Annotated in this window: 18 protein-coding genes; 4 read left to right on the top strand and 14 right to left on the bottom strand. The window is 72.0% G+C overall.

Translation table 11 applies throughout. The features are described 5' to 3' along the window. Nucleotides 1-75 precede the first annotated feature (75 nt). The 13 genes from AMK33_RS32395 to rsmH form a co-directional block, all read right to left on the bottom strand. The gene (locus AMK33_RS32395) at nucleotides 76-795 is read right to left on the bottom strand and encodes a YggS family pyridoxal phosphate-dependent enzyme (protein ID WP_073936564.1); all 720 of its coding nucleotides are present in this window, start codon (nucleotides 793-795) and stop codon (nucleotides 76-78) included. A gap of 6 nt (nucleotides 796-801) precedes the next feature. Beyond that, the gene (pgeF, locus tag AMK33_RS32400) at nucleotides 802-1,530 is read right to left on the bottom strand and encodes a peptidoglycan editing factor PgeF (protein ID WP_073936565.1); all 729 of its coding nucleotides are present in this window, start codon (nucleotides 1,528-1,530) and stop codon (nucleotides 802-804) included. Further along, nucleotides 1,527-2,720, bottom strand: a complete 1,194-nt coding sequence (gene ftsZ, locus AMK33_RS32405) for a cell division protein FtsZ (RefSeq protein ID WP_030858954.1) — start codon at nucleotides 2,718-2,720, stop codon at nucleotides 1,527-1,529. Before ftsZ ends, pgeF begins: the two co-directional genes overlap by 4 nt. 288 nt (nucleotides 2,721-3,008) lie before the next feature. Continuing rightward, nucleotides 3,009-3,806: a cell division protein FtsQ/DivIB gene (locus AMK33_RS32410; RefSeq protein ID WP_073936566.1), complete on the bottom strand. Its 798-nt coding sequence runs from the start codon at nucleotides 3,804-3,806 to the stop codon at nucleotides 3,009-3,011. A 26-nt stretch (nucleotides 3,807-3,832) separates the two neighbouring features. Continuing rightward, a complete protein-coding gene (gene murG / locus AMK33_RS32415; protein WP_073936567.1) occupies nucleotides 3,833-4,927 on the bottom strand; it encodes an undecaprenyldiphospho-muramoylpentapeptide beta-N-acetylglucosaminyltransferase in 1,095 nt (364 codons plus the stop codon). A gap of 6 nt (nucleotides 4,928-4,933) precedes the next feature. Beyond that, complete coding sequence (gene ftsW / locus AMK33_RS32420) at nucleotides 4,934-6,286, bottom strand: putative lipid II flippase FtsW (protein WP_073936568.1); 1,353 nt, start codon at nucleotides 6,284-6,286, stop codon at nucleotides 4,934-4,936. A 74-nt stretch (nucleotides 6,287-6,360) separates the two neighbouring features. Next, nucleotides 6,361-7,779 (bottom strand): UDP-N-acetylmuramoyl-L-alanine--D-glutamate ligase, encoded by a 1,419-nt coding sequence (gene murD / locus AMK33_RS32425; RefSeq protein ID WP_073936569.1) that lies wholly within the window; start codon nucleotides 7,777-7,779, stop codon nucleotides 6,361-6,363. Beyond that, complete coding sequence (gene mraY / locus AMK33_RS32430; protein ID WP_030820598.1) at nucleotides 7,761-8,834, bottom strand: phospho-N-acetylmuramoyl-pentapeptide-transferase; 1,074 nt, start codon at nucleotides 8,832-8,834, stop codon at nucleotides 7,761-7,763. The genes murD and mraY overlap by 19 nt, the downstream gene beginning before the upstream one ends. Beyond that, the gene (locus AMK33_RS32435) at nucleotides 8,831-10,246 is read right to left on the bottom strand and encodes a UDP-N-acetylmuramoyl-tripeptide--D-alanyl-D-alanine ligase (protein ID WP_073936570.1); all 1,416 of its coding nucleotides are present in this window, start codon (nucleotides 10,244-10,246) and stop codon (nucleotides 8,831-8,833) included. The genes mraY and AMK33_RS32435 overlap by 4 nt, the downstream gene beginning before the upstream one ends. Before the next feature lie 4 nt (nucleotides 10,247-10,250). After that, entirely contained in the window at nucleotides 10,251-11,771 is a 1,521-nt protein-coding gene (locus AMK33_RS32440; protein ID WP_073936571.1) for a UDP-N-acetylmuramoyl-L-alanyl-D-glutamate--2,6-diaminopimelate ligase, read from the bottom strand. Nucleotides 11,772-11,941: 170 nt separating this feature from the next. Beyond that, nucleotides 11,942-13,900, bottom strand: a complete 1,959-nt coding sequence (locus AMK33_RS32445) for a penicillin-binding transpeptidase domain-containing protein (protein WP_327380210.1) — start codon at nucleotides 13,898-13,900, stop codon at nucleotides 11,942-11,944. Nucleotides 13,901-13,905: 5 nt separating this feature from the next. After that, entirely contained in the window at nucleotides 13,906-14,391 is a 486-nt protein-coding gene (locus AMK33_RS32450) for a septum formation initiator family protein (protein ID WP_073936573.1), read from the bottom strand. An 89-nt stretch (nucleotides 14,392-14,480) separates the two neighbouring features. After that, the gene (gene rsmH, locus AMK33_RS32455) at nucleotides 14,481-15,437 is read right to left on the bottom strand and encodes a 16S rRNA (cytosine(1402)-N(4))-methyltransferase RsmH (RefSeq protein WP_073936574.1); all 957 of its coding nucleotides are present in this window, start codon (nucleotides 15,435-15,437) and stop codon (nucleotides 14,481-14,483) included. A 418-nt stretch (nucleotides 15,438-15,855) separates the two neighbouring features. Between rsmH and AMK33_RS32460 the strand changes: the two genes are divergently transcribed. The 4 genes from AMK33_RS32460 (at nucleotide 15,856) to AMK33_RS32475 (ending at nucleotide 21,478) form a co-directional block, all read left to right on the top strand. Then, nucleotides 15,856-16,404 (top strand): beta-class carbonic anhydrase, encoded by a 549-nt coding sequence (locus tag AMK33_RS32460; RefSeq protein WP_073936575.1) that lies wholly within the window; start codon nucleotides 15,856-15,858, stop codon nucleotides 16,402-16,404. Between the two features lie 261 nt (nucleotides 16,405-16,665). Further along, nucleotides 16,666-17,718 carry an AAA family ATPase gene (locus AMK33_RS32465; protein WP_073936576.1) on the top strand — a complete coding sequence of 351 codons (1,053 nt, stop codon included), beginning with the start codon at nucleotides 16,666-16,668 and terminating at the stop codon, nucleotides 17,716-17,718. Continuing rightward, the gene (locus AMK33_RS32470; RefSeq protein WP_073936577.1) at nucleotides 17,718-19,091 is read left to right on the top strand and encodes a DUF58 domain-containing protein; all 1,374 of its coding nucleotides are present in this window, start codon (nucleotides 17,718-17,720) and stop codon (nucleotides 19,089-19,091) included. The genes AMK33_RS32465 and AMK33_RS32470 overlap by 1 nt, the downstream gene beginning before the upstream one ends. Nucleotides 19,092-19,138: 47 nt before the next feature. Beyond that, nucleotides 19,139-21,478 carry a transglutaminase TgpA family protein gene (locus AMK33_RS32475; protein WP_201263122.1) on the top strand — a complete coding sequence of 780 codons (2,340 nt, stop codon included), beginning with the start codon at nucleotides 19,139-19,141 and terminating at the stop codon, nucleotides 21,476-21,478. Nucleotides 21,479-21,746: 268 nt separating this feature from the next. Here the strand turns inward: AMK33_RS32475 and AMK33_RS32480 are convergent, their stop codons facing one another. Continuing rightward, entirely contained in the window at nucleotides 21,747-22,148 is a 402-nt protein-coding gene (locus AMK33_RS32480) for a DUF3040 domain-containing protein (protein WP_073936578.1), read from the bottom strand. Nucleotides 22,149-22,217 lie beyond the last annotated feature (69 nt).

Genomic DNA, 22,217 nt, shown 5'->3' on the forward strand with positions numbered 1-22,217 from the left:
ATCCACTGGGTCTTTATGTCCGCTGTTCGGCGGAACTGACCATATTTTCTGCTGTGGTCCGACTTCTTGGCGACGTTACCCGAGCCCGGGGCGGACTCCGAGTACCGCACTGCCGACGCGCACATGTGTCGCTCCGGCGGCCACGGCCTGTTCGAGGTCCGCACTCATCCCTGCCGAGACCATGTTCGCAGCCGGATGGGTCCGGCGCAGGTCGGTCGACAAATCCATCAACCGCTCGAAGGCCGCCTGTTCGCGTCCCGCGTACTCCCCGGTGAGCGGGGCGACGGTCATCAGTCCGCCGAGCCTCAGCCCCTCGGACCGCGCGACCATGTCGGCCAACTCCGCGACACCTGCGGGCGCCACACCTCCGCGCTCACCCCGGCCGCTCGCGCCGGCGTCGAGCGCCACCTGGATCAGACAGCCGATCTCACGTCCGGCCCGCACGGCCTCCTTGGAGAGGGCCGTCACCAACCGGGAACGGTCGACGGACTGCACGAAATCGGCGTAACCCACCACAGAACGCACCTTGTTGGTCTGAAGTTGACCGACGAAGTGCCAGGTAAGGGGCAGGTCCGCGCATTCGGCCGCCTTGGGGGCGGCGTCCTGGTCCCGGTTCTCGGCCACATGACGCACCCCGAGTCCGGACAGGATCCGCACATCGTCCGCGGGGTAGGTCTTGGTGACCACGATCAGGGTCACCTCGTCCCGCCCGCGTCCGGCGGCGGCGCACGCGGCGGCGATCCGCTCTTCCACTTTCGCCAGGTTCGCGGCGAGTTCGTCCTTACGGTCCGTCATGTCCCATCAGTCCAGCCACACGTAGCCCGCGAGCCGCCCGGTGGCGCGGTCGCGGCGGTACGAGAAGTGATCAGCCGACTCCAGCGTGCACACCGGCGACTGCTCCCGGTCGCGCACCCCGAGCCGTTCGAGCTGCGCGTGCACGCCCGCGGCCACGTCGACCGCCGGTGTTCCCCAGCTCGTGGTGGCGTGCGCCGCCGGTTCGACGGCGGCCACCTCGTCGCGCATCGCCTCCGGCACCTCGTAGCACCGGCCGCAGACGGCGGGCCCGGTGCGGGCGACGATCCGCGCGGGGTCGGCGCCGAGTTCCGTCATGGCCCGTACGGCGGCGGGAACGACCCCGGCGGTCATGCCGGGCCGGCCCGCGTGGGCCGCGGCCACGACTCCGGCGACCGGGTCGGCCAGCAGTACCGGCACGCAGTCGGCGGTGAGCACCGCGAGGGCGAGTCCGCGCCGCGCGGTGACGATCGCGTCGACCTCGGGGGCCGGGCTCTCGCCCCAGGGTTCGTCGACCACGACCGCGTCGGCCCCGTGCACCTGGTTCATCCAGACCACCCGGGCCGGGTCCACGCCGAGCGACTTGGCGGCCAGTTCGCGGTTGACGCGTACGGCGCCGGGGTCGTCGCCGACGGCTCCGCCGAGGTTGAGCTCCTCATACGGAGCGGCGCTCACCCCGCCCCACCGGTCGGTGAAGGCGAAGTGCGCGCCGCTCACGCTCTCGCGCCGTCCTATCACTTCAGGAAGTCCGGTACGTCCAGTTCCTCGACCGGGCTGTCGTAGGTCCGCGACGGCGGGACCGGCGGCTGGACGGCCGGGATGTCGCGCACCGGCTCCGGCGCCGGCGGCTCCGGGTCCTCCTTCGGCGTGACGCTGCCGAGCGAGCCGAAGGACGGGCGGCTCTCCGGCTGCCGCGCCGGGGCGGGCTCCTCGCGCTTGGCCGAGGACGAGCCGAGGACGTTGTCCCGCTTGGCAGGCGGCTGGCCGCCGTCGAAGCCGGCCGCGATCACGGTGACCCGGACCTCGTCGCCGAGGGCGTCGTCGATCACCGCACCGAAGATGATGTTGGCCTCGGGGTGGGCCGCCTCGCTGACCAGCTGGGCGGCCTCGTTGATCTCGAACAGACCGAGGTCGGAGCCGCCGGAGATGGAGAGCAGCACGCCGCGGGCGCCGTCGATGGAGGCTTCGAGGAGCGGCGAGGAGATGGCCATCTCGGCTGCGGCCACCGCGCGGTCGTCGCCGCGGGCCGAGCCGATGCCCATGAGGGCCGACCCGGCCTCGGACATGACCGACTTGACGTCGGCGAAGTCCAGGTTGATCAGGCCGGGCGTGGTGATGAGGTCGGTGATGCCCTGGACACCGGAGAGCAGCACCTGGTCCGCCGACTTGAAGGCGTCGAGAACCGACACCTGACGGTCCGAGATGGACAGCAGCCGGTCGTTCGGGATCACGATGAGGGTGTCGACCTCTTCGCGGAGCTCGGCGATGCCGTCCTCGGCCTGGTTCGCGCGACGCCGCCCCTCGAAGGTGAACGGGCGGGTGACCACGCCGATGGTGAGGGCGCCGAGCGAGCGGGCGATGTTGGCCACGACGGGCGCGCCGCCGGTGCCCGTGCCGCCGCCCTCGCCGGCCGTCACGAAGACCATGTCGGCCCCCTTGAGGACCTCCTCGATCTCCTCGCGGTGGTCTTCCGCGGCCTTGCGGCCGACGGCCGGGTTGGCTCCGGCGCCGAGTCCGCGGGTGAGTTCACGGCCGACGTCGAGCTTGACGTCGGCGTCGCTCATCAACAGGGCTTGCGCGTCGGTGTTGATGGCGATGAACTCGACGCCCTTGAGACCGACCTCGATCATCCGGTTGATGGCATTGACACCACCGCCGCCGACACCGATGACTTTGATGACTGCGAGGTAGTTCTGCGGTGCTGCCACGTCGAAGGCCTCTCGCCTCGAGTTACGTGTCGTCCGACCGCTGAAGCACTGCTGCCCCCGCGTTCCGACGACTGATGCCGAATGGGACGGTCCGTAGCGCCGACCCGAACCCTAACGTTGAAGTTTAGGGTTACCAGTGTGTCCGTTCCCTGGAGTCTTCTGAACAGGACACTAAGTCGACAAGTGGCGCCCGTTCAACGAACACGCCGAACCTCCCGTTTTTCTTTTCACCCTATGTGATCAGCCGTAGCGCTGCCCAACCAGGGTGCTGGCCTGCGCTGATGTGCGTCAACTCCCCGCTGACGCCGGGGCCGTGGGCACGCTGACGTCGAAGTGCCGCGCGCCGGGCTCCGCTTTCATCAGTGCGGTGAGAGTACGGCTCTTCTCGGCGCCCTTCTCACTGCTTCCCCAGTCGACCGTACGGCCGTCCGTCAGTTCCAGCGAGATGTCGTCGTAGGAACGGACCTTGACGCTGCGGGTGGCGTGCGCCACGGAGGCCGGGATCGCGCCGGCCACCCGCACCGCCTCCCGGGTCAGCCGGTCCTCGCCGAAGCGGCGCAGGCTCGCCGCCGCGGAACCGCTCCTGGAAACGGTCATTTTCAGCGCCGGTACCCCTTTGGGGGCCTTGGAAACCGTGGCGAACCGGACACCCTCCTCGTCCACTTCGATGAATTTCCCGCCTTTGTGGACGAGGAGGACAGCGGTGCGTTCCGTCACTTTCAGCGTGATCCCACTCGGCCAGGAACGGACCACATCAACCGTGTCGATCCGGGGCAGTGCCTCGGAAAGCCGCGCCTCGATCGCGTCGGTGTCGACGGAGACCAGTTGTTCCCCGAGGGGGACGTCGGCGGCCTCGCGCACCTCCGCGGGCGTCAGGACCCGGGTCCCCGACACCGATACGCGCTCCACGCGCACCAGGTCCGACCCGTACAGCAGCCAGAACGCCCCGCTGCCGAGGAACACCAGGACGACGGCCGATGCGATGATCCGACGAACCTGTCGCCGTCCGAGCCGCCGGACGGGCGGCGGCGGGCCGGACGACTCCCGCTTGCGTTCACCACGCTCGGCGGTGGTCGATCCGGCCATGGCTGCCTGCCTTCCGTCAAACGCGTCTAACGATGCGCACGGGCGGCGATCGCCTCGTACACCATGCCGACGAGCAGGTCGTCGGCGTCCCGGCGGCCGAACTCGGCGGCGGCGCGGGACATCTCGTACAGCCGGTGCGGGTCGGCGAGCACGGGCAGCACGTTCTGCTGGACCCAGTCGGGCGTCAGCTCCGCGTCGTCGACCAGCAGTCCGCCGCCGGCCTTGACCACCGGCTGGGCGTTGAGCCGCTGTTCGCCGTTGCCGATGGGCAGCGGGACGTAGGCGGCCGGGAGCCCGACGGCGGAGAGTTCGGCGACGGTCATCGCGCCCGCGCGGCAGAGCATCATGTCGGCCGCGGCGTACGCGAGGTCCATCCGGTCCAGGTAACTTACCGGGATGTAGGGGGGCATGCCCGGCATCTGGTGCACCTGCGGCAGTTCGTTCTTCGGGCCGACCGCGTGCAGGATCTGGATCCCGGCCTGCTGGAGCCACGGAGCGACCTGCTGGACCACCTCGTTGAGCCGACGGGCGCCCTGCGAGCCGCCGGAGACCAGCAGCGTGGGCAGATTGGGGTCGAGCCCGAACGCGGCGCGGGCCTCGGGGCGCACGGCGGCCCGGTCCAGGGTGGAGATGGAGCGGCGCAGCGGGATGCCGATGTAACGGGAGTTGCGCAGCTTGCTGTCGGGCGTGGAGACGGCGACCTGGGCGGCGTACCGGGAGCCGATCTTGTTGGCCAGTCCGGGCCGGGCGTTGGCCTCGTGGATCACGATCGGCACGCCGAGCCGCTTGGCCGCGAGGTAGCCGGGCAGGGCGACGTAGCCGCCGAAGCCGACCACGGCGTCCGCCTTGGTGCGCTCCAGGATCTGCTCGGCCGCCTTGATGGTGCCACGCAGCCGGCCCGGAACGGTGATCAGCTCGGGGGTGGGCTTGCGCGGCAGCGGTACGGCGGGGATCAGCGCCAGTTCGTACCCGCGCTCGGGTACGAGACGGGTCTCCAGGCCGCGCTCCGTGCCCAGGGCCGTGATGCCCACGGTCGGATCCTGCCTGCGCAGGGCGTCCGCGAGGGCGAGCGCGGGCTCGATGTGGCCCGCGGTTCCTCCGCCGGCGAGTACGACATGCACCGAAATTCACCGCTCTCCGGACGAACGCGCCACCGGGGCACGCCGTCGCATCGTGTTCCATCTGCGGGGCCGCTGTGAACCCCCGTTCCGCTTTCTACCAAAGCGGGGTTGCCGCATGGCAAGCGCCATCCGTGCAGCGGGGTCCTCACGCGCGAACGCGATCAGCAGCCCGATGGCGAACATGGTCGGCAGCAGGGCGGATCCCCCGTAGGAGAACAGCGGGAGCGGGACTCCGGCGATCGGCAGCAGACCGAGCACCGCACCGATGTTGATCACGGCCTGGGCCGTGATCCAGGTGGTCACGCCTCCCGCGGCATACCTGACGAAGGGGTCCTCCGTGCGTCCGGCCACGCGGATACCCGCATAGCCTAGAGCCGCGAACAGGGCGAGCACCGACAGTGTCCCCGCCAGGCCCAGTTCCTCACCGGTGATGGCGAAGATGAAGTCCGTGTGCGCTTCGGGCAGTTGGCCCCATTTCTCCACGCTCGCACCAAGTCCGGAACCGAAAATTCCGCCGGAGGCGAGGGCGTAGATCCCGTGCACCGCCTGCCAGCAGTCGACCGGTCCCGTCTGGGGCTCGGTGGCGCCGAGGCAGGTGAGCCGGGCCATGCGGTTGGGGCTGGTGCGGATGAGGATCGCGCCGAGCAGCGCGGCGATCGACAGCACGCCGACGAACAGCCGGGTCGGCGCCCCCGCCAGCCACAGCAGGCCGAAAAGGATCGCCGTCAGGATGATCGCCGTACCCATGTCGCCGCCGAGCATGATCAGCCCGAGCAGCATGAAGGCGGCCGGGACGAGCGGCACCAGCATGTGCTTCCACTGGGACAGCAGCCGCTTGTCCTGCTTGCGGGCGAGCAGATCGGCGCCCCACAGCACCAGCGCGAGCTTGCCGAACTCGCTGGGCTGGAGCTGGAAGGAGCCGCCGAGGGCGATCCAGTTCTGGTTGCCGTTGACCGCGACCCCTATCCCCGGTACCTGCACCAGGGCCATCAGGACGACGGCGCCCGCGAGGATCGGGTAGGCCAGGGCGCGGTGCAGCTTCACCGGCATCCTGGAGGCCGCCAGCAGCAGCACGCAGCCGATCCCGGCGGCCAGCAGCTGCTTGCGGAAGAAGTAGGAGCCCGGCAGCGACATCTGCAGCGCCGTGATCTGGGAGGCCGAGTAGACCATCACCAGGCCCAGCACGGTGATCAGCGCGCTGCCGCCGAGGATCAGGTAGTACGCGGTCAGCGGCCGGTCCCAGGCCCTGCGCGCCCGGGTGACCAGGGTGCGCAGGGGGTTCTCGCGCGGGGGCCCGGGTACGACGGGTCCGCGTACGGCCCGCCGCACGGGCGGGCGGCCGGTACGGCTACCGGTCATCCGGGCCTCCGCTGTACGCCGTCGACGGTCCCACGCGTCCCTCCCAAGGTCGCCCGGCGCCAGGCGGGCCGGGGTCAGGCGCCGAGCTCGCGCACCGCCTGTGCGAACGCGTCACCGCGCTTGTTGTAGTTGGCGAACATGTCCATCGAGGCGCAGGCCGGGGCCAGCAGCACCGTGTCGCCGGGCCGGGCGAGCCGCCGCGCCTCCTGGACCGCCCGGAGCATCGCCCCAGTGTCGGTCCGGTCGAGGTCGACGACGGGTACTTCCGGGGCGTGTCGCGCGAGGGCTTCGCGGATCAGGGCACGGTCCCGGCCGATCAGTACGGCACCGCGCAGCCGCTTCGCCGAGCCGGCGACCAGTTCGTCGAAGGTGGCGCCCTTGGCGAGCCCGCCGGCGATCCACACGATCGACTCGTAGGCCGCCAACGAGGCTTCGGCGGCATGCGTGTTGGTGGCCTTGGAGTCGTCGATGTACGCGACCCCGTCCACGTCGGCGACGTGCGCGATGCGGTGGGCGTCCGGGGTGAAGGCCCGCAGGCCGTCCCGTACGGCGCTCGCGGGCACCCCGTAGGCCCGCGCGAGGGCCGCGGCGGCAAGGGCGTTGGCGATGTTGTGCGGGGCGGGCGGGGTGACGTCGGAGACCTCGGCGAGCTCCTGGGCGTTCTTCTGCCGGTTCTCGACGAAGGCGCGGTCGACCAGGATGCCCTCGACGACGCCGAGTTGGGAGGGGCCCGGCGTGCCGAGGGTGAAGCCGACGGCGCGGCAGCCCTCCTCGACGTCGGCCTCGCGGACCAGGTCCTCGGTGGCCTTGTCGGCCACGTTGTAGACGCAGGCGACGCGGTTGCCCTCGTAGATACGGCCCTTGTCCCTGGCGTACGCCTCCATGGAGCCGTGCCAGTCGAGGTGGTCGGGGGCGAGGTTGAGCACGGCCGCCGAGTGGGCGCGCAGGGAGGGCGCCCAGTGGAGCTGGTAGCTGGACAGCTCCACGGCGAGCACGTCGTACTCCTCCTCGCCGAGCACGGCGTCCAGGAGGGAGACGCCGATGTTGCCGACGGCGGCGGTGCGCAGGCCCGCCGCCTTCAGGATGGAGGCGAGCATCTGGACGGTCGTGGTCTTGCCGTTGGTGCCGGTGACCGCGAGCCAGGGGGCCGCGCCGGGCTTCCTGAGCCGCCAGGCGAGTTCGACGTCGCCCCACACCGGCACCCCGGCCGCGTCCGCCGCCGCGAACAGCGGCTTGTCCGGCTTCCAGCCGGGGGCCGTGACGATCAGCTCGGTGCCTTCCGGCAGGGTCGCCCCGTCGCCGAGGCGCACGGTGACGCCCAGCGCCTCCAGTTCGGCGGCCTGCTCACGGGCGCGCGGGTCGTCCCCGTCGTTGACGACGGTGACCTTCGCGCCGAGCCCGTGCAGCACCTTGGCCGCCGGGACGCCGGAGACGCCGAGTCCGGCGACGGTGACGTTCTTCCCCTGCCAGTCGGTCACTTGTCCGCTGCCCATCCCGCGTAGAAGAGGCCCAGTCCGACGATCACACAGATGCCCTGGATGATCCAGAAGCGGACCACCACGAGGACTTCGGACCAGCCCTTGAGTTCGAAGTGATGCTGGAGCGGTGCCATCCGGAAGACCCGCTTCCCGGTGAGCTTGAACGAGCCGACCTGGATGACCACCGACATGGTGATGAGGACGAACAGACCGCCCAGGATGGCCAGCAGCAGCTCGGTGCGGGAGCAGATCGCGAGACCCGCGAGCACACCGCCGAGCGCCAGCGAACCGGTGTCACCCATGAAGATCTTGGCCGGAGAGGTGTTCCACCACAGGAAGCCCAGGCAGGAACCCATCAGCGCGGAGGCGACGACCGCGAGGTCCAGCGGGTCGCGCACCTCGTAACAGGCGCCCGGGTTGGTCAGCGTCTCGCCGTTGGCGCAGGACTCCTGGAACTGCCAGACGCCGATGAAGGTGTAGGCGCCGAAGACGAGCACGGAGGCGCCGGTGGCGAGACCGTCCAGACCGTCGGTCAGGTTCACGCCGTTCGACATCGCCAGGATCATGAACAGCGCCCAGACGACGAACAGCACCGGGCCGATGGTCCAGCCGAAGTCCGTGATGAACGACAGCTTCGTGGAGGCCGGGGTCTGCCCGCGGGAGTCCGCGAACTGCAGCGAGAGCACCGCGAAGGCGATGCCGACGATGAGCTGGCCGGCCATCTTCGCCTTGGCCCGCAGACCCAGCGAACGCCGCTTGACGATCTTGATGTAGTCGTCCAGGAAGCCGACCAGGCCCATGCCGACCATCAGGCCCAGCACCAGCACGCCCGAGTACCTCGGCGGCTCGCCGCTGATCACCTTGCTGAGGAAGTACGCGGCGACCGTCGCCAGGATGAAGGCGATACCGCCCATGGTCGGCGTACCGCGCTTGCTGGCGTGCTCGCGCGGGCCGTCGTCACGGATGTACTGCCCGTACCCCTTGCGCGCGAGCAGCTTGATCAGCAGCGGGGTGCCGATCAGCGTCAGGAAGAGGCCAATGACTCCTGCGAACAGGATCTGATTCATCATCGGGCGGCGACCTCACCCTCGGCACCGGTCTCGAGCAGCGCCTGCGCCACGCTCTCGAGCCCGACCGAACGGGACGCCTTCACGAGTACGACATCCCCCGGGCGCAATTCGCTGCGCAACAGGTCGACCGCCGCCTGTGCGTCGGACACGTGCACCGACTCCTCACCCCACGAACCCTCGTTATATGCGCCCAGTTGCAGCCAGGCGGCTTCCCTGCCCCCGACCGCGACGAGCTTGCTGACGTTGAGCCGGACGGCGAGCCGTCCGACCGCGTCGTGCTCGGCGAGCGCCTCGTCCCCGAGCTCGGCCATCTTGCCGAGCACCGCCCACGTACGGCGTCCCTTGCCCATGGCCGCCAGCGCGCGCAGCGCTGCCTTCATGGACTCGGGGTTCGCGTTGTAGGCGTCGTTGACGACCGTCACGCCGTCCGGGCGCTCGGTGACCTCCATCCGCCAGCGGGAGAGGGAGCCCGCCTCGGAGAGCGCGGTGGCGATCTCGTCTGCGGACATGCCCAACTCGTGGGCGACGGCGGCCGCGGCGAGCGCGTTCGACACGTGATGCTCACCGTACAGGCGCATGGTCACATCGGATGCACCGGAGGGTGTGTGAAGCCTGAAGGAAGGCTGTCCGCTGTCCGTGAGTCGCACGTTCTCGGCCCGAACGTCCGCTTCGTCGGACTCTCCGAAAAGGATCACCTTCGCCTTCGTACGGGACGCCATGGCCCGTACGAGGGGGTCGTCCGCGTTGAGGACCGCGGCGCCGCCCTCCTCGGCCGGGGGCAGGGCCTCCACCAACTCGCCCTTGGCCTGGGCGATCTGCTCCCGGCCGCCGAACTCGCCGATGTGGGCGGAGCCGACGTTCAGGACCAGTCCGACCTTCGGGGGCGTCAGCCCGGTGAGGTACCGGATGTGGCCGATTCCGCGCGCTCCCATCTCCAGCACGAGGAACTTCGTCTCCTCGGTGGCGGTGAGCGCGGTGAGCGGCAGGCCGATCTCGTTGTTGAGCGAGCCGGGGGTGAAGACGGTCGGCGCCTCGCGCCGCAGGACCTGGGCGATGAGGTCCTTGGTGCTGGTCTTGCCGGCCGAGCCGGTGAGCGCGACGAGGGTGGTGCCGAGCAGGCCGACGACGTGCCGGGCGAGGGCGCCGAGGGCCGCCTGGACGTCCGCCACGACGATCGCGGGAACACCGACGGGCCGGGAGGCGAGCACGGCGACCGCGCCCGCCTCGACGACCCGCTCCGCGAAGTCGTGGCCGTCCACGCGCTCGCCGGCGAAGGCGACGAACAGGCTGCCCGGAACCGCCTCCCGCGAGTCCCGGACGACCGGTCCGGTGACCCGGACGGACGGGTCCGGTATGTCGTGCGTCTGCCCGCCGACGACTTCTGCGATCTCGGCGAGGGAGAGGGCGATCACAAGTTCATCCCTGGGTTTTCTTGATGGCTTCCCGAAGCACCTGGCGGTCGTCGAAGGGACGCACCACCCCGGCGATGTCCTGCCCCTGCTCATGGCCCTTGCCGGCGACCAGCACCGTGTCGCCGGGCCGCGCCCGTGCGACGGCGGCGGCGATCGCGGCGGCCCGGTCCTCGAAGACCTGCACCTCGCCGCGCTCGTGCGCGGGCACGGAGGCGGCGCCGTGGAGCATGGTGGCGAGGATCGCGAGGGGGTCCTCGGAGCGGGGGTTGTCGGAGGTCAGTACGGCGGTGTCGGCGAGCCGCGCGGCGGCGGCGCCCATGGGCATCCGCTTGGTCCTGTCGCGGTCGCCGCCGCACCCCAGCACGACGTGCACCCGGCCCTCGGTGACCTTGCGCAGGGCGCGCAGCACCGATTCCACGGCGTCGGTCTTGTGGGCGTAGTCCACCACCGCGAGGTACGGCTGTCCGGCGTCCACGCGCTCCAGCCGGCCCGGCACGCCCGGTACGGCGGCGACGCCGTCGGCGGCGGCCTGCGGGTCGAGTCCGGCGGCGGCGAGGGCGACGATCGCGGCGAGGGTGTTGGCCACGTTGAAGGGCCCCGGCAGCGGCGACCTGGCGCCGATCCGCTCGCCCTCGGGGCCGATCACGGTGAACGTCGAGTCCATCGGGCCGACCTCGACGTCCTCGGCGCGCCAGTCGGCGTCGGGGTGGCCCTCGGCGGAGTAGGTGACGACCGGGACGCCGGCCTCCTTGGCGAGCCTGCGGCCGTACTCGTCGTCCACGTTGACCACGCCGAGCCGGCTGCGCTCCGGCGTGAAGAGCTGCGCCTTGGCCCGGAAGTAGTCCTCCATGTCGGAGTGGAACTCCATGTGTTCCGGGCTGAGGTTGGTGAAGACGGCGATGTCGAAGACGCAGCCGTCGACCCGGCCGAGGACCAGGGCGTGGCTGGAGACCTCCATGGCGACCGCGTCGGTGCCGCGCTCGCGCATGACGGCGAACAGGGCCTGGAGGTCGGTGGCCTCGGGCGTGGTGCGCTCGGACTTGATGCGCTCGTCGCCGATGCGCATCTCGACGGTGCCGATCAGCCCCGTGCTGTGCACGGTCCTCAGACCGCCCTCGACGAGGTAGGCGGTGGTGGTCTTGCCGGAGGTGCCGGTGATGCCGAGCTGGAGCAGGTCGCGGCCCGGACGGCCGTAGATGGTGGCCGCCAGTTCGCCCATCCTCGCGCGCGGGTCGTCGACCACCAGCGCCGGCAGTCCGGCCGCGGCGACGCGCTCGGCGCCGGACGGGTCGGTCAGCACGGCGACCGCGCCGAGGCCGGCGGCCTGGGTGACGAAGTCGGCGCCGTGGACGCGGGCGCCCGGGAGGGCGGCGTACAGGTCGCCGGGGCGGACGGCGCGCGAGTCATGGGTGATGCCCGTGACGTCGGCGGCCTGTTCCGGCGTGGGGGCACCCAGCTGACCGGCGAGTTCCGCGAGGGGTGTGGCGGAGACCTGAACCGGACGGGGCGGTCCCGGATATGTCACGGGGTGGCCCTTCTGGGTGGTTTGGGACTGATCAGCGTGTGGCACGGCGGTGAGCGTACCGGGCGTACCGGCTCGGGGGCTAAGCGAGGGGCGGGGGGTGTGCTGGTTCCCGGGGTCGGGGGTGATCGTCGTCACGGGGTGGTTCCTGGTGGCTCGGTGCTCGGTACGGGTCAGGGCTTGAAGGTGACCGGGAGGTCGGCGGGGTCGGCGCCGGTCGGCGGCACCTGAAGGGTCTTCAGGGCGAACTCCATGACCTGCTTGTACACGGGTCCGCAGATCTGGCCGCCGAAGTAGCTGCCCTCGGTGGCGTTCTGGATGACGCAGTAGACGGTGATCCTGGGCTTGTCGGCGGGGGCGAAGCCGGCGAAGGACGAGGTGTAGCCGTGGTATCTGCCGGTGGCCGGATCCACGCGGTTCGCCGTACCCGTCTTCCCCGCGACCCGGTAGCCCGGGATGCGTGCCTTGGTGCCGGTGCCCTCCTCGTCGTCGACGACCGACTCCAGCATCCGGGCGAGCGTCTTCGCCGTCTTCTCGCTGACGACCCTGGTCTTCTCGGGCTCCGGGGCGGGGGTGAAGCGTCCGTCGGGGCCCGTGGAGCCGCGTACGAGGGTGGGTTCGACGCGGACGCCGCCGTTGGCGATGGTCGAGTAGACGGAGGCGGCCTGCATGGCGTTCACGGAGACGCCCTGGCCGAAAGGAATCGTGTACTGCTGCGAGGTGGACCACTCGTCCGGCGGGGCGAGGATGCCCTTGGTCTCACCGGGGAAGCCGAGCCCGGTGTGGCTGCCGAGGCCGAACTTGCGCAGGTACTTGTAGAGGACCTTGTTGGCCTGGGCCTGGGTCTTGCCGAGCTGGCCGGTGGCGAGGATGGTGCCGATGTTGCTGGACTTGGCGAGTACGCCGTTGAGCGTCAGGTACCAGGTCGGGTGGTCGATGTCGTCCTTGAAGAGCCGGTCGCCGCGGTGCAGCCGGTTGGGCACGACGACGTGGGTCCCCGGGGTGGCGGCGTTCTCCTCGAGGACGGCCGCCATCGACAGGACCTTGGCGGTGGAGCCGGGTTCGAAGGCGTCCTGGACGGCCGCGTTGCCGAGCGCGTCCGGGTCGGCCTCGGAGAGGTCGTTGGGGTCGAAGCCGGGCGCGTTGGCCATCGCGAGGACCTCGCCGGTGCGGGTGTCCTGGACGATGACGTAGCCGCGGTCGGCCGCGGACTCCTTCACCTGCTCGCTGATGGCGTTCTGCGCGGCCCACTGGATGTCGCGGTCGATGGTGAGCTCGACGTCGTTGCCGGGTACGGCCGGGGTCTCGGTGGAGCCCGCGGTCGGGACGAGACGGCCGCCGGACTGGGCGTAGCGGATCTTGCCGTCCTCGCCGGCCAGCCGCTCGTCGAGCTGGAGCTCGATGCCGCCGCCGCCCTTGCCCTCGGCGTTGACCCAGCCCAGTATCCCGGCGGCGAGTTCCCTGTTGGGGTACACCCGCTTGCTGGTGGGCACGGAGAAGACGCCGGCCAGGACGTTGGCGGTGGACTCGTCGGTCTCGGCCTTCTTGGCGAGCGCGGCCTTCAGGTCCTTGATCTGCTTCCAGGTCTGCGGGGTCTGGCGGCCGGCCAGTTTGACGTAGCGCAGGGCCTTGTTCTCCGGGCGCAGCTTCTCGACCAGGTCGTCCTGGTCCTGGCCGAGGATCGGGGCGAGGAGGGCGGCGGCCTGCTCGGGGCCGTCGGCGATCTCCAGCTCGTCCGGGGCGAACATCGTGGGGTCGGCGGTGATGTCGTAGGCGTCCTCGGTGGTCGCCAGGGTCACGCCGTGGCGGTCGGTGATCCCGCCGCGCTCGGCCTCCAGCACCTGGCCGACGTAGCGGTTGCGGTCGGCCTTGGCGGCGTAGGTGCTCGCGTCGACGGCCTGCACCTGGAACAGCCGTACGACGAAGGCGAGCAGGACCAGGGTCAGGGCGACGCCGATCAGGCGCAGCCGGGGGCGGGGGCTGCCCAGCCGGATGGCCTTCGGGGGCGCGGGGCGGGGTCCCGAAGGCCTGCGGGCCGGGCGGGCGCCGGGGCCCGGTCGCTGTCCGCCGGCCGGGCGGGCGGGCCTGGCGGGGCCGGGCACCCGGCGGCGGGGAGGCTGCCTGTCGGACACTTCCGTCACCTGCCGGGGGTCGATGAGGAGGAGGGCGTGGAGGCGGTGGGCGGCGGGACCGTCGCGGTGGCCAGCGCCTCGGGCGCGAGGACCAGGGGCGCGCGGGCGGCGGAGGCGGCACCGGGTACGCCCTTGACCTTGCCGTCGGGGCCGAGGAAGGCGGGGTCGCCGCCGGGCACCATGCCGAGTTCGCGGGCACGGCGCTGGAGGGCGTCGGGGGCGGAGTAGGCGTCGATGTCCCGCTGCAGTGCCTGTTCCTCGTCGGTGAGGTTCTTGGTCTCCCGCTGGAGGTCGTCGAGCTGGAACGCGCCCTCGCTGAGGGCGGAGTTCAGCACCAGGAGGCCGATCAGACCGCCGCCGAGGAGGGTGACGACGAGGAGGACGAAGGGGGTGCGCGCCGCCTGGGCGCGCCCGGTGGGCAGGAGATGCGTGAGCCGGGCCGCCCGCCCCTTCAGCTCGGGCCGCCCCTTCAGTTCGGGTTTCCTACTCACTCACGCTCCCCTGAGTTCGCTTTTCCCACCCGTCCGCCCGGCCGCCCGTCACCCGCCTCGTGCGCCGTCCGTGCCTCACCGTCCGTGCCTCAATCGACGTCCTCCCGGATCCGCTCGGCGCCGCGCAGCCGCGCGGGGGCCGCGCGCCGGTTCTCGGCGATCTCCTCCTCGGTGGGAAGTTCGGCACCGCGCGTGAGCAGCTTGAGCCGGGGCTGGTACTGCTCGGGGACGACCGGGAGCCCGGGCGGGGCGGTGGTCGCGGCGCCGGCCGCGAACACCTGCTTGACCAGCCGGTCCTCCAGGGAGTGGTACGACAGCACGGCGATCCGTCCGCCGACGTCGAGGGCCTTCACGGCCGCGGGGATCGCCCGCTCCAGCACCGACAGCTCGCCGTTGACCTCGATCCGCAGGGCCTGGAAGGTGCGCTTGGCCGGGTTGCCGCCGGTGCGCTTGGCGGCCTGCGGCAGCGCGTCGCGGATCAGCTCGACCAGACGGGCGCTGTTGGTGAACGGCTCCTTCTCGCGTTCGCGCACGATCGCGGAGACGATGCGCTTGGCCTGCTTCTCCTCGCCGTAGGCGCGCAGGATGCGGACGAGTTCGCCGGGCGGGTAGGTGTTGAGGACCTCGGCGGCGCTGACGCCGGTCGTCTGGTCCATGCGCATGTCGAGGGGGGCGTCCTGGGCGTAGGCGAAGCCGCGGTCGGCCTCGTCGAGCTGCATGGAGGACACCCCGAGGTCGAACAGGACGCCCCGCACGCGCGGGAGCCCGAGCCGGTCGAGGACGTCGGGGAGCTCGTCGTAGACGGCGTGCACCAGGGTGGCCCGCTCGCCGTAGGGCGCGAGCCGCTCGCCGGACAGGCGCAGGGCCTCCTTGTCGCGGTCCAGGGCGACGAGCCGCGCCTCGGGGAACCGCTGGAGCAGGGCCTCGCTGTGGCCGCCGAGCCCGAGCGTGCAGTCGACCACCACCGCTCCGGGCCGCTCCAGGGCGGGCGCCAACAGGTCCAGGCACCGCTGGAGCATCACCGGGACGTGTCGACTCTGGCTCAAGTGGCCCTCTCAGGTCCGGCACGGCGCTCACGCACCGCCGGGTTCCCGCCCTCCCCCGGTGAGGGGCGGCCGACGCCGTCAGGCGCAGGCCGGGCGGCGGCGGGAGGAGGCCGAGCCGTACGTGCGCGCCGCGCACGCGGGGAGACCCCCCGGTCGTCGCCGGGGGATCCGGGGAAAGTCAGTGCAGCGGGTGCTCTCGCCTCCCGCTTCGCGCCACTTTAGTCCACGGTCCCGCCCGGTCAATCAACCGGCCTGCGCGTCGCGGCCCGCGCGGCGGGTCAAGGGGCGGATCGGACACATCACCCGTAGGAGGGGGCTCACACCACCCCTGTGGATTACCTCACACCAAGACTCACTGACGTTCTTTGTCGCCTCTCACAACGGGCCCGATGCCCTGGTGACCAGTAACGTCATGGGTATGACGACTTCCGCATCGGTTCCCACCGGCCCCCAGAACGCCACCACCGGCCACGGCACGGTCACCGACCGTCTGGTCGACGCCAACCAGCAGTACGCGGCCGCCTTCACCGACCCCGGCATGGACGCCCGCCCGGTCCTGAACGTCGCCGTGGTGGCCTGCATGGACGCCCGCCTCGACCTGCACGCCGCGCTGGGCCTGTCGCTCGGCGACTGCCACACCATCCGCAACGCGGGCGGCGTCGTCACCGACGACGTGATCCGCTCGCTGACCATCAGCCAGCGCGCCCTGGGCACCCGCAGCGTGGTCCTCATCCACCACACCGGCTGCGGTCTGGAGTCCATCACCGAGGAGTTCCGGCACGACCTGGAGATGGAGGTGGGCCAGCGTCCCGGCTGGGCCGTGGAGGCCTTCCGGGACGTGGACCAGGACGTACGGCAGTCGATGCAGCGCGTGCGCACCTCGCCGTTCCTGCTGCACACCGACGACGTGCGCGGCTTCGTCTTCGACGTGAAGTCGGGCCGGCTGCGCGAGATCGACCCCGCCTGACCTGGCCGCCCACCCCGGAGAGAACCCGGACTCCGGACTCAGTCCGACGTCGTAAGACCTGACATATCGCTGTCAGTTGTCCACAGGCGAGTGACACGAATCGGTAACGGCGGCAACAATGCGGGAGTGGTGCCACGCGGAACTTTTCCCGCGTGGTGTCCGTGATTCGGGGTGGGCCGGTCCGCACAGCAAGGCGTCGGCCCGGGACATTTGGGGTCCCCCGCTCCTTGGGGAGCGCGGGGAAGGGCCGAGGAGGGCCGGGTGACGACCTATGACGATCGAGCGAGCCTCACTGATCTGACCGCCGTGGTGGAGCGCGTGCGGAATTCGGTGGAAGGCGTGATCGAGGGAAAGCCCGAGGTCGTACGGCTCTCGCTGACCGTGCTGCTCGCCGAGGGACATCTGCTCATCGAGGATGTCCCGGGAGTCGGCAAGACGATGCTGGCCAAGGCACTGGCGCGGTCCATCGACTGCTCGGTGCGGCGGATCCAGTTCACGCCGGACCTGCTGCCCTCGGACATCACCGGCGTGTCCATCTGGGACCAGCAGCGCCGTGACTTCGAGTTCAAGCCGGGCGCCATCTTCGCGCAGGTGGTGATCGGCGACGAGATCAACCGCGCGTCGCCGAAGACCCAGTCCGCGCTGCTGGAGTCGATGGAGGAGCGCCAGGTCACCATCGACGGCAAGACCTACGAACTGCCCAGCCCGTTCATGGTCGTGGCGACGCAGAACCCGGTCGAGATGGAGGGCACCTACCCGCTGCCGGAGGCCCAGCGCGACCGTTTCATGGCCCGCGTCTCGGTCGGCTACCCGAGCGCGGAGGCCGAGCTGCAGATGCTGGACGTGCACGGCGGCGTCTCCCCGCTGGAGGACCTCCAGCCGGTGGCGCACGCGCACGAGATCCTGAAGCTGATCGAGGCGGTGCGCGACGTGTACGTGGCCGAACCGATCCGCCGGTACGTGGTGGACCTGGTCGCCGCCACCCGCACGCACCCCGATCTCAGACTCGGCGCCTCACCGCGCGCGACCCTGCATCTGCTGCGCGCGGCGAAGGCGTCGGCGGCCCTCGGCGGCCGGGACTACGCGCTGCCGGACGATGTGCAGGCGCTCGCCGTGGCCGTCCTCGCCCACCGGCTGCTGCCCACCGCCCAGGCCCAGCTCAACCGCCGTACCTCCGAGCAGGTGGTGCAGGAGATCCTCCAGCGCACCCCGGTGCCCGCGGAGCGCACCCGAACGCCCGCGGACGCCCCGCAGCAGAGCGGCCTCGGCCGCGGCGGGCCGGGCTACGGCCAGCAGCCGCCCCGGAGGCTGTGATGACGACCGCGGGCCCCACCGCGGGCGCGGTCCACGCGGAGGGCGACCGGGGCGACCGGAGCGGCGTCAGGACGGCCCTGGCGGGACTCACCACCCGCGGGCGCTCCTTCCTGGCCGCCGGTGTGGCCGCCGCGATCTGCGCGTACGTGCTCGGGCAGAGCGATCTGCTGCGGGTCGGGCTGCTGCTGGCGGTGCTGCCGCTGGTGTGCGCGGCCGTGCTCTACCGCACCCGTTACCGGGTCGCCGGCAGCCGCCGGCTCTCCCCCGGCCGGGTGCCCGCCGGCTCCGAGGCGCGGGTGCACCTGCGGATGGAGAACGTCTCGCGGCTGCCCACGGGCCTGCTGATGCTCCAGGACCGGGTGCCCTACGTGCTCGGCCCGCGCCCGCGGTTCGTGCTGGACCGGGTGGAGGCGGGCGGGCGCCGCGAGGTGTCCTACCGGGTCCGCTCCGATCTGCGCGGCCGCTATCCGCTGGGGCCGCTGCAACTGCGGCTGTCCGACCCGTTCGGGATGTGCGAGCTGACCCGGTCCTTCTCCACGTACGACACGCTGACGGTGATCCCGCGCGTGGAACCGCTGCCGCCGGTGCGGCTGAGCGGCGAGGCGAAGGGGTACGGCGACGGGCGGCAGCGCGCGCTGGCGCTGGCCGGCGAGGACGACGTGATTCCGCGCGGCTACCGCTACGGCGACGACCTGCGCCGGGTGCACTGGCGCTCCACCGCCCGCTACGGCGAGCTGATGGTGCGCCGCGAGGAACAGCCGCAGCGCGCCCGGTGCACGGTGCTGCTCGACACCCGGGCCGTCGCCTACGCGGGTGCCGGGCCGGACTCGGCGTTCGAGTGGGCGGTGTCCGGTGCGGCCTCCGTGCTGGTGCACATGCTGGAGCGCGGCTTCTCGGTGCGGCTGCTGACCGACACCGGCACCTCGGTGCCCGGCGAGGGCTCCGACGGGTTCGCGGGGGTGAGCCAGGAGTCGGCGGACGCGGCCGGGCTGATGATGGACACCCTCGCCGTGGTGGACCACTCCGACGAGGAGGGCCTGTCCCGCGCCTACGACGTGCTGCGCGGCGGGAACGAGGGGCTGCTGGTCGCCTTCCTCGGCGACCTGGACGAGGAGCAGGCCGCGGTGCTCGCCCGGATGCGGCAGCGCGGCGGGGGCGCGCTCGCCTTCCTGCTGGACAGTGGGACCTGGCTGCGGGAACCGGCCGACGTGCCCGGCGCGTCGGACCGGCGCGGGGAGCGGCTGCGGATGCTGCGCGAGGCGGGCTGGACGGCGCTGGGCGTGCCGCCGGGCGCCTCGCTGGACGAGCTGTGGCGGCAGGCGGACCGGGAGCGTTCGGGCCTGGCCGCGGCGAGCGGTGGGGAGGGACCGTGATCAGCGGACGGGCGAGGCTGACGCTGTGCGCGTGGGCGGCCACACTGATGGCGGCGTGCGCCCTGCTGCCGCTGGTCGACCCGGCGACCTGGATCCTCCAGGCGGCGTTTCTGCTGGCGGTGCAGTCGGGCGTGGGCGCGGCGGCCCGGCGGGTGCCGCTGGCGCGTCCGCTGACGGTGGCGGCGCAGTTCCTGGTGACGCTGGTGCTGCTGACCCTGATGTTCGCGCGTGAGCACGCCTTCGCCGGGCTGATACCCGGCCCCGACGCCGTCCGCTTCTTCGCCGAGCTGCTGGAGCAGGGCGGCGACGACGTCAGCCGGTACGCGATCCCGGCGCCGCTGTCCGACGGCATCCGGCTGATGCTGGTCGGCGGCGTGCTGGTGATCGGGCTGCTGGTGGACACCCTCGCGGTGACCTTCCGCGGCGCGGCCCCGGCCGGGCTGCCGCTGCTCGCCCTGTACTCGGTGGCCGCGGGGCTGGCCGACAACGGCATCGACTGGCTGTGGTTCCTGCTGGCGGCGGCCGGCTACCTGATGCTGCTGCTCGCCGAGGGCCGGGACCGGCTCTCCCAGTGGGGGCGCGTGTTCGGCGGGGCGCCCGGCCCGGGCGGGGACTCGCCCGGCGCCGTCGCACCGGTGCGCACCGGGCGGCGGATCGGCGCGGTCGCGCTGGGCATCGCCCTGGTGGTGCCGCTCGCCCTGCCCGCGATGAACGGCGGTCTGCTGGGCCCCGCCGGTACGGGGGTCGGCTCGGGCTCCGGAGGGGGCGGCACCATCTCCGCGGTGAACCCGCTGGTGTCGCTGCGCGACTCGCTGAACCAGGACGAGGACCGACAGGTCATGTCGGTGCGCTCCGAGATGACGGACGTGTCGGACCTGTATCTGCGGATCGTCTCCCTGGACGACTTCGACGGCACCACGTGGAAGCCGTCGAAGCGGTCCATCACCACCGTCCCCGACGGCACGTTCCCGACCCCGCCGGGCCTCGGCCCCGAGGTCGCGCGCACGGAGATCGGCACGACGATCTCGACCGCCGACTCGTACGGCCAGGACTGGCTGCCGATGCCGTACCCGCCGAGCGGGGTGAGCATCCGGGGCAACTGGCGCTACGAACCCGTCGGCATGACGCTGGTCGGCGACCACGGGCAGAACACGCGCGGTCTGACGTACGAGGTGCGCAGCCTCCACGTGCGGCCCACGGCGGAGCAGCTCGCCGGCGCGCCGCAGCCGCCGCCCGCGCTGAAGCGCGAGTACACCGAGCTGCCGGACTCGCTGCCGGCCGTGGTGTCCCGCACCGCCCGCGAGGTCACCGAGGGCGCGACCAACGCCTACGACCAGGCGGTCAAGCTCCAGGAGTACTTCACGCTGTACGGCGGCTTCGAGTACGACACCGAGGTCGACGTCGGCAGCGGCTCGCAGGCGATCGCCCGCTTCCTGCGGGACAAGCAGGGCTTCTGTGTGCACTTCTCCTTCGCGATGGCGTCGATGGCCCGTTCGCTCGGCATACCGGCGCGGGTCGCGGTGGGCTTCGCGCCCGGGACCCGGCAGCCGGACGACACGATCGCGGTCACGCTGCGGGACGCGCACGCCTGGCCGGAGCTGTACTTCGAGGGTGTGGGCTGGACCCGGTTCGAGCCGACCCCGACCCGTGGTTCGACGCCGTCGTACACCGTGCAGGACACCGCGGAGAACACGGTGCCCGATCCCGCCCGGCCCTCACAGACCGCGTCCGCGGAGCCGTCGGCGGAGCCCTCGGAGAGCGAGAGCTGCACGGCGGAGCGGAGGAGGCTGGGGGCGTGCGAGAGCGAGTCGCCGCAGGCGGCCCTGCCCGCGGGCGGTGACGGGCCGAAGTGGTACGCGCTGCTGGGATGGGCGCTGGCCGGTCTCGCGGTGCTGGTGCTGCCGCTGTCGCCGATGCTGTGGCGGGCGAGGACCCGGGCGGTGCGGCTGGGCGGGCACGGCCGGTCGGAGGCGGAGGCGGTGCCGTACGTCCTGGCCGTCTGGGACGAGCTGACCGACACGGCGTGGGACTACGGCATCGCGCCGGACGAGTCGCTGACACCGCGCGGGGCGGCGGACCGGATCGTGCGGCTGGGCCGGCTCGGGCCGGGTGCGGCGGCGTCGGTGCACCGGGTGGCCGACGCGGTGGAGCAGGTCCTGTACGCGCCCCGGCCGCGGCCGGTGGTGGGGCTGGCGGAGGAGGTGCGGGGGGTTGCCGCGGGGCTGCGGGCCTCGGCCGGTGGCCGGCGGGTGCGGGCGCGGGCGGTGTTCGCTCCGCGGTCGAGTGTGCGGGTGGTGTGGGCGGTGTCGGCGTGGTGGGCCGGGGTGCGTGCGCGTCTGCTGGCGCTTCGTCCGGCCTGGCGCCGGCCGTCACGGCAGCGGGGCTGAGCCCCGCCGGCCGCGCGGGGGCCGGCCCTCGCGGTGTTGCGCGGTACCCGGCGTGAGGGCTGGGCGGGGGTCGGTCGCGCTGCCCGGCGCTTACGGGGTGCCGTCCGCGCCCGCCCGTGCCGCCCCAGCGGCACGACTGCCCGCGGGCCGCGGAGAGGCGGGTGCCGTTGCCCGCGGATCGCGGAAGGGGCGGGTGCCGTTGTCCGTGGGAACGGCGAAGGGGGCGGCCACCTCGTGGTGGTCGCCCCTTCGGCAAGTTCTCGGTCGGCTAGTGGCCGCCCTGTTCGTCACGGCGGCGTTGCCAGCGTTCCTCTATGCGGTCCATCACCGAGCGGCGTTGTCTGGCCTGGCGGCCCGCCTGTGGCGTGCCCGTCGCGCCGGCGGCCTGCTCTCCCGGCTTGGGTGCCTTGCGCCAGCCGGTCACCGCGAGAACCGCGCAGCCCAGCATCACGAGGAACCCCACCACACTGAGCCAGACCTGCTGGGCGACCATACCGGCCATGAGGAGCGCAATACCCACGAGGAAGCCCGCGACCGCCTGGTAGACCCGTCGCCGGGTGTACGTACGCAGCCCGCTTCCCTCGAGCGCCGTCGCGAACTTGGGATCTTCGGCGTACAGCGCTCGCTCCATTTGCTCGAGCATGCGCTGCTCGTGCTCCGAGAGCGGCACGGAGTCCTCCTCATCGTGCAGTCGCCGGGGCGACCCGGGGGGTCCCTTCAGGATAGGCAGGGAATCGCC

The organism is Streptomyces sp. CB02400 (assembly GCF_001905725.1).
GTDB lineage: Bacteria > Actinomycetota > Actinomycetes > Streptomycetales > Streptomycetaceae > Streptomyces > Streptomyces atrovirens.